Raw genomic sequence first — 6106 nt, 5'->3', positions numbered from 1 at the left:
CTGCTCTCGATTTGGGGCGGCGTATACGATTGACGATGCAAGGGTTATCCATTGATGGCCGCTGATGCTGCAATCTAGGTACTCAATCGCACGGCCGGCCAGGGCTGGAAATGGCTGCGCGTGTATCGTGGATTCGATTCCTATGACATCCACGCGGCGGGCGCTTCGTCGGCGGGCGGCATGAACGTGGTAGCGCTCGATCGGCGCGCGCTGCCGGCGATTGCGGCGTCTGATTGGCCGTTATGGTGAAGCGCTGTTTTCCTTGCATGAACCCTGGCGGGCAGGCTGAGGTAAGCGATCGCGCGCTACGCTATCGCGCCAACGCCGTGGCTGACGAGGCGCTGGCCGGCCAAGGCGAAATGCTGCGTGTATTGCGTCGAAACCGAAGGCCTCACGGTGCACCACCTGGATGGCCACGAGGAAAACAACGATCCCTCGAACATGGCGTGGGCCTGCCGATCGTGTAACGCGCGGCATGCGGAGTTACTGAAGGCCTTGGGCCTCGGGCGCCGCACTGTCCAATCGAATCCGCCGGCCGTGGCGCCCAAACTCTTAACCAGTGGGTGGCGGCTGTATCGAGCATTTGCCGGCGCGATCGCAAGTCGGGCGCGCTCATGTCTCCGTGTCCTCAAGCGGGCTCGGTTATGCCGGTCGATCAGGCCGTGCAAATGATTCGAGACACGCCAGGCCACAAACGAAGCGAGTACAACCGCGAGATATGGTCGCGGCGCCGCGCCTCGGGGCGCACGCAATCGCGAGTTAGCGAGGTTCCATTTTAATGGCCACAGTCACTAAAGCAACCTGGAAGAAAAAAGGCCGGCTGGCCACCGCTCGGGAAAGTTTGGAAGCTGGAAAGATGCGTGGCAGAAACGTCCCGGGCATCTTGACGTATTTTCGCGCGGCAAAGCTGAAGAAGATTTTTATGATGGCTGGCATACCGAAGTTGAACGCACGCCGCGCGGCAATCCTGGGAGCAAGGCGCCGGCGGGAAACGCCACTTACTGGAAACAGCGCGGGGCGAAGGCCTCGGAACGTGACGCCTACCCCGATCCGCTGATGGCTTGGCGCCGCGTGCTGCAAGGCGAAGGCCTCGAAATGGGCCAAGCGAAGGGGAAGCGCTGGCAGAATATCAAGCGCTGGTTTCTGGCCGGCTACAAGGCCGCGCGTCCGAAGGCTGCGCGCTCTAATCCCGCTGTGCGCAAGCTCGCCACGGGCAAGACTGTGAAAGTTTCAGCGGTGCGTGTTCGCACTGTTGTTAAGAACGGGCGCCGGCAACGTGCGCTCGATCTAATCCTATAACCGCTAAGGAGTCGAAACGATGGAACGCTTTCTCTACCTGCAAGGCTACTCGCCTTCTCAGAATTTAACCCGCGCTCAGTTCGCCGCATTGTCGGCGCGCCTGGCCGGGCTCAATTTCCCGATCGAACGCGCCTACGTGCTCACCACGCCGCGCGTTCCCGTGGGGCAACCTGCGGCCAGTGAAGAGATCGAATTATCCGATGTGCCATCGGACGCGCCGGAAGATATGCCCATGCAAATCTACATGGAATTTGCGGCGGGTGGCACGTCGTTGAAAGGCCATAACGCGGGGCTCATGCTCTCGACGTTGGGCGATGGGAATTTGGCCGGCTTCCGCCAGGTGCACGGATGCTGAATCCGGGCGACGTGTTCGGGTGGGTAAACCACCTGTTAGGCGTGCGCGGTGTTGTCCAGGCCGTTCAAGCGGTGCTGGCCGGGAAGTAAACCAGACGGGGCCGGCCTGGCCGGCCTCCACTTTTGAAGAGAGGAGGAAACAGACATGGCAGTGAACCTGACAGTTATTCGCGCGGGCGCCAACTCGCGCGTTGTCGATGTTGAGGCAACGGCGGATGCCGATACCACGGCAACGATTCCGCACGGCCTGGGCGTTACGCCGGAAACGGCGGTTCTCGAACCGCTGGTGGCGGCGGCGCGATTTCGTCGTGGATCGTGACATCGAAAGACGCCACAAATGTGGTGTTGACCAAAACCACCACGATGAGTTCGGGCGCGGCGGGCGCTCAGTTGCGCGTGACGATTCTAAAGCCTCACTCGATCACGAAGTAAGTGGCCGGTGTGGCAGTAAGGGGGCCTCATGGCGGTAGTGAAAAAGGCAACGCGGATTCTAACCAATCCGGGCCAGCGGCGGCGCCGGAAGTTGACGCCGAAGCAGATCAAACACTTTGGCACCAAGGCGCAAAAGGCGGCTCTGAAGCGGAAACGCTCTGCCGGCCATGCGGCAAGGGGCAAGAGAACGAAGCGGGTAGCGGCCACGGTCCCGATTCGTAAGAACAGTGGCGAAATCATCTCGCTCGGCCTGGCCGCGATCGCCGGCAATCCGGGCACACGGAAGGGAAAGAAAAAAATGGCGGCAAAGAAATCGAGACGGCGCGCCGGCGGCACTCGCCGCAAGCGCACTCAACGCCGGCGTGCACAGACGCGCGCCTTGGCTCCTGTAAGGTCGAATCCGGGCACGCGGCGGCGTCGTTCGCATTCGGTGACGCATCGCCGGCGGCGCTCCTATCGGCGCAACCCTGGCATGCGGTCGGGCTCCGTTTCCACGATGCTGGTTAGCTCCTTGTGGGTGATCGGCGGCGCGGTCGGTGCGCGCATGCTCGTGCAGTTCGCGCTGGGCGAGAAAAACACGGGGATCATGGGCTACGGCGCCGTAGGCCTGGCGGCGGTTGCGCTGGGCATGCTGGTGGGCCGTGGGCTCAAGAATCCGCAAGCCGGCGCCATGGTGACGCTGGGCGGAATCGTTGGCCTGGTCCTGCGCCTGGTGCAGGATTACACGCCTCTCGGCCAGTACGCGCAACTCTCGGGGATGGTGCGCGGCGATAGTGGTATGGGCTTCCTTGCTCCCACCACGTTCTTTGTTCCCCTGGCGCCGGCGGATGGTCGCGGCGCTACCAGTGCGCAGATGGCTTTGCCGTCTGCTGTCACTGACTTTGTGCGGTCGCGGCCTTCCGCGCCTGCTCAAGGGGTGAGCGGCGTTTCCCGCTACTCACTTTTTCAAAACAGAGGAGACAAAGACAATGCGTAATCTCAATCATCTGATGCCCGTTACGGGCGGTCGCGACTTTGCCGGCGTGATTGCCGACATGGCCACGAAGGGCATGAACCGGCGTCCCGTCAAGCGGGCGCCGGTGAAGCTCGACAGCGCAAGCGGGCGCCTCATGGCCACCGTGGCGCTGGCCAATCCGATCATGCCGGATTGGACGGACGTTCAGCCGTGGATGTTCTATGACCGTCTGACGGTCGCAAGCAACACGGCCACGGGAACCGATTTCCTGTTTTTCACCACGCCTCTTTCGGCCACCAAGTCCAAATTGGACACGAACCTGAAACAGGCGGGGCGGCTTCCCGATCCGAAGCACTTTTTCGTAACCGCGTTGCGGTTCCTGTTCGGCGCGCAACAAGTTGACCGACATTGCGCGCCTCAATGACAACTTCTATGTGGAATTCCGAGATCGGCGACAAGATTTACGCCGAAGGCCACGTGGATCTGTACCCCAGCGGCGCCGGCATCTATGGCACGTCCACCAAGTCCGATGAATCGGCCTACACCAACGGTGTGGCCGATCCGAACGCGGTGAACCTGTGGGGCGTTGATCGCGGCATCCACATTCTGCAAGGCCAGAATTTCCAGGTGCGTCTGCGCGGTACGACGTTCACCACGTCCAACGATGCGGACTCGACGGGTCTGAACATCCGTTGCGTGCTCGACGGAATTCTCTATCGCGAGGTCCAGTAACGAACTCGATGGGCGGGCCTGGCCGGCGCTACGGCGCCGGCCTCCTGTCCTGGCTCTGATGACTTCCGATTAGGAGAAACCAACATGGTTGAATACCCTTGCACGTATTGCAACGGCGCGCGCGTCGTAGAGAACCGGGCGCAACAATTGCAGGCCTGCCCGATCTGCGAAGGCACGGGGTTTGAACCTGGCGAAGAAAGGTTTTTCACCTACATTTACCAGGTCACGCTTACCGCGCTCCAGGTGTTGCTGAATCAGCGCATCGTAACCAACGGTGACGCCGATTTCCGAATCAAGCTCAACACGCGCACGGCCACGGGCGGCTTTCGCATCCGCCTATTCAACAACGAGGGACAGTATTATTCAAGCTCGGGCGAGGGTGGGACCAACGATCGCGTGCGCGATTCGCTCATCTTCGGCGATGGCTCTTTGCCGTTCATCGTTGTGCCTCATATCTTCATTCCCAAGGGCGGCTCGATCGGCTTCGATCTTGAGGATGTGAGCAACGCAAACAACACGATCCAACTGGCGTTCAGTGGTGCGAAGGTCTACCCGCCGCGCCGCGCGCCGAAACAGTAAGGGGCCAATATGTCCATGGAGCTATTGAAGTCTCTGGCGATCTACGGCGGCGGGCGCCGTGGGCATTGGCCGGGCGTGCCTGGCCAGGATATGAGTAAGTACAACCTGGTCAGGCCGCTATTTACGTTCGTGGATCAAGACAAGTTCAACTGGTTCGCGCGCGTGTTTCCCGATACGGCCAATGTGTCCTTGCCGTCGCGGTCCTCTTTCGAGGATCAAGTAACCGTAACGCCGGGCTCGTTCCTCACCATGATTACGACGTTTTCGGAACAGGTGGAAGGGTTCCGATTCCAGGTGTGGGACAAAGGGCTACAGAAGGAATTTTTCTCCGCTTACTCCAATGAGCGGACAACGGCGGGCAACTCGCGCAACCCGCGCCAATTGCCGTTCATCGTTCCCGCGCCGGCGATGATTACCGGAACGGGCCTTATCACCGTCCAAATGACAAATCTATCTGCGCTGGCCAACTATGCGCAGGTCTGTCTGGTCTTCGCGGTGCCTCGTGGCGGAAAGGTCGATTGCTGATGTATACGGCGATTCTCTCGGCTTGTGATCTGTGGCGCCGGCAAAGCGGCGTGTTTCCGGTGAAGCCTCCGGGCGCCTTCGATTCGCTCACTCTGCCGGGCCTGCCTGGCGGGCCTGGCGGCAACGTGACAGTGAACACGCTGTGCCGGGCCGCATATCCACCGTGGGAGGTTGCGCCTCCTGGCTCTCAGCCATTCGATTACGTGGGCGTATCTCGATGCCGGCGGCGGGCTCCACCGATCAATTGGTGCCTGTTCCGTGCCGTTCGGCTGGGATGGCACGATCAAAAATCACCAACGTCTATACGGGGCCTGGCTTCTTTGAGGGCTCGGGCGATCTGATTTGGCGCATCCGGCGCGATGGCCAGTTTGTGAAAAACTACGATTCCATCCTGGTGACGTTTGGCGACGTTCAGAACGGTCGCGAGGTCTTGGGCGGCGGCATTCTCGTCAGTAGCACGCAATTGGTGGAATACACAGTGGACGTGGCCGGCGGCTTCGCGCCAGGTCCGGGCACGAACATCTATTGCGCTTTCTCCGGCTATTTCTGGCCGAAACAATAAGGGGGCCTCATGTTCACGTGTCTGCGAGTCGCGGCGATCGCCGCACTGTTGGCTGTTGGCCTCTATGGCCAGGCTGGATCGAAAAACCAGGCGATCTTCGCGCCTTCCTTGCTCAATGGTGTTACCGCGCCGGCGGTGTCGGCTCCGGTGCGCAACATCGGCCAGTGCATGCACGTATTCGTGGTGATCTTTCCGGCGGCGGTGGCCGATGTGAACCCGATTCAAGTTCGCATAGAGGCCTCTTACGATAACTCGGTGTACTTCCCGATCTCGCCTGACGTGATCGAAGCGAAGTTGCTGGGCGGCGTTGTGTACTTCATCCAAAAGGCCTATGGCGTGTTCCCATACGTGCGCGTGCGATCGGTGCTTGCCACGCCGGCATCGGCGCCCATGACGGTGCACTATTCCGGCCACGTGCTGCCAGTCGTTCCCGTGCTGTTTGAAACGCTCGATCGCTTCGTGCTGTGATTCCCATGAAAAACAAAATCCGCGGCCTCTGTCTGTTTCTCATCGCGCTGGCGGCGCCTGCGCAACAAAGCGTGGTATTCCGCCAGGTCTTTAGCGGCATCACCACCACGCAAGCATCGGCGCCGATTCAAAACATCGGCCAAGGCCTTCACTTGTTCCAGGTCTACTTCCCCACGGCGGTGGCCGATGTGTCCTAGCTT

The 6106-nt window shown here is 60.7% G+C and carries 11 protein-coding genes; all 11 read left to right on the top strand.

What is annotated here, in order from left to right:
* The first annotated feature begins 1056 nt into the window (after positions 1-1056).
* The 11 genes from IPK75_20575 to IPK75_20525 all read left to right on the top strand — a co-directional run bounded on the left by IPK75_20575 (position 1057) and on the right by IPK75_20525 (position 6103).
* Positions 1057-1299, top strand: coding sequence for a hypothetical protein (locus tag IPK75_20575; protein MBK8200739.1), 243 nt, complete (start codon positions 1057-1059; stop codon positions 1297-1299).
* Positions 1300-1318: 19 nt separating this feature from the next.
* A complete protein-coding gene (locus tag IPK75_20570; GenBank protein ID MBK8200738.1) occupies positions 1319-1654 on the top strand; it encodes a hypothetical protein in 336 nt (111 codons plus the stop codon).
* 144 nt (positions 1655-1798) lie between these two features.
* Positions 1799-1972, top strand: coding sequence for a hypothetical protein (locus tag IPK75_20565; GenBank protein ID MBK8200737.1), 174 nt, complete (start codon positions 1799-1801; stop codon positions 1970-1972).
* Positions 1973-2113: 141 nt separating this feature from the next.
* Entirely contained in the window at positions 2114-3061 is a 948-nt protein-coding gene (locus IPK75_20560; protein MBK8200736.1) for a hypothetical protein, read from the top strand.
* A complete protein-coding gene (locus IPK75_20555) occupies positions 3054-3464 on the top strand; it encodes a hypothetical protein (protein ID MBK8200735.1) in 411 nt (136 codons plus the stop codon). Before IPK75_20560 ends, IPK75_20555 begins: the two co-directional genes overlap by 8 nt.
* Positions 3461-3772 (top strand): hypothetical protein, encoded by a 312-nt coding sequence (locus tag IPK75_20550; GenBank protein MBK8200734.1) that lies wholly within the window; start codon positions 3461-3463, stop codon positions 3770-3772. The genes IPK75_20555 and IPK75_20550 overlap by 4 nt, the downstream gene beginning before the upstream one ends.
* 84 nt (positions 3773-3856) lie before the next feature.
* On the top strand, positions 3857-4351 hold the full coding sequence (locus IPK75_20545) for a hypothetical protein (GenBank protein ID MBK8200733.1): 495 nt from the start codon (positions 3857-3859) through the stop codon (positions 4349-4351).
* Between the two features lie 15 nt (positions 4352-4366).
* Complete coding sequence (locus IPK75_20540; protein ID MBK8200732.1) at positions 4367-4876, top strand: hypothetical protein; 510 nt, start codon at positions 4367-4369, stop codon at positions 4874-4876.
* A 217-nt stretch (positions 4877-5093) separates the two neighbouring features.
* Positions 5094-5438 carry a hypothetical protein gene (locus IPK75_20535; protein ID MBK8200731.1) on the top strand — a complete coding sequence of 115 codons (345 nt, stop codon included), beginning with the start codon at positions 5094-5096 and terminating at the stop codon, positions 5436-5438.
* Between the two features lie 9 nt (positions 5439-5447).
* The gene (locus IPK75_20530; GenBank protein ID MBK8200730.1) at positions 5448-5906 is read left to right on the top strand and encodes a hypothetical protein; all 459 of its coding nucleotides are present in this window, start codon (positions 5448-5450) and stop codon (positions 5904-5906) included.
* A gap of 5 nt (positions 5907-5911) precedes the next feature.
* Entirely contained in the window at positions 5912-6103 is a 192-nt protein-coding gene (locus IPK75_20525) for a hypothetical protein (GenBank protein MBK8200729.1), read from the top strand.
* Positions 6104-6106 lie beyond the last annotated feature (3 nt).

The sequence above is a fragment of the Acidobacteriota bacterium genome (assembly GCA_016712445.1).
GTDB lineage: Bacteria > Pseudomonadota > Alphaproteobacteria > Caulobacterales > Hyphomonadaceae > Hyphomonas.
Note: the sequence above shows the minus strand (reverse complement) of the source record. Positions and strands in the feature narration are given on the sequence as shown.

Bases quoted from the DNA above. Each gene is read 5' to 3' on its own strand.
- IPK75_20575 (MBK8200739.1), top strand. From the start codon at position 1,057: ATGGCTTGGCGCCGCGTGCTGCAAGGCGAAGGCCTCGAAATGGGCCAA.
- IPK75_20570 (MBK8200738.1), top strand. From the start codon at position 1,319: ATGGAACGCTTTCTCTACCTGCAAGGCTACTCGCCTTCTCAGAATTTA.
- IPK75_20565 (MBK8200737.1), top strand. From the start codon at position 1,799: ATGGCAGTGAACCTGACAGTTATTCGCGCGGGCGCCAACTCGCGCGTT.
- IPK75_20560 (MBK8200736.1), top strand. From the start codon at position 2,114: ATGGCGGTAGTGAAAAAGGCAACGCGGATTCTAACCAATCCGGGCCAG.
- IPK75_20555 (MBK8200735.1), top strand. From the start codon at position 3,054: ATGCGTAATCTCAATCATCTGATGCCCGTTACGGGCGGTCGCGACTTT.
- IPK75_20550 (MBK8200734.1), top strand. From the start codon at position 3,461: ATGACAACTTCTATGTGGAATTCCGAGATCGGCGACAAGATTTACGCC.
- IPK75_20545 (MBK8200733.1), top strand. From the start codon at position 3,857: ATGGTTGAATACCCTTGCACGTATTGCAACGGCGCGCGCGTCGTAGAG.
- IPK75_20540 (MBK8200732.1), top strand. From the start codon at position 4,367: ATGGAGCTATTGAAGTCTCTGGCGATCTACGGCGGCGGGCGCCGTGGG.
- IPK75_20535 (MBK8200731.1), top strand. From the start codon at position 5,094: ATGCCGGCGGCGGGCTCCACCGATCAATTGGTGCCTGTTCCGTGCCGT.
- IPK75_20530 (MBK8200730.1), top strand. From the start codon at position 5,448: ATGTTCACGTGTCTGCGAGTCGCGGCGATCGCCGCACTGTTGGCTGTT.
- IPK75_20525 (MBK8200729.1), top strand. From the start codon at position 5,912: ATGAAAAACAAAATCCGCGGCCTCTGTCTGTTTCTCATCGCGCTGGCG.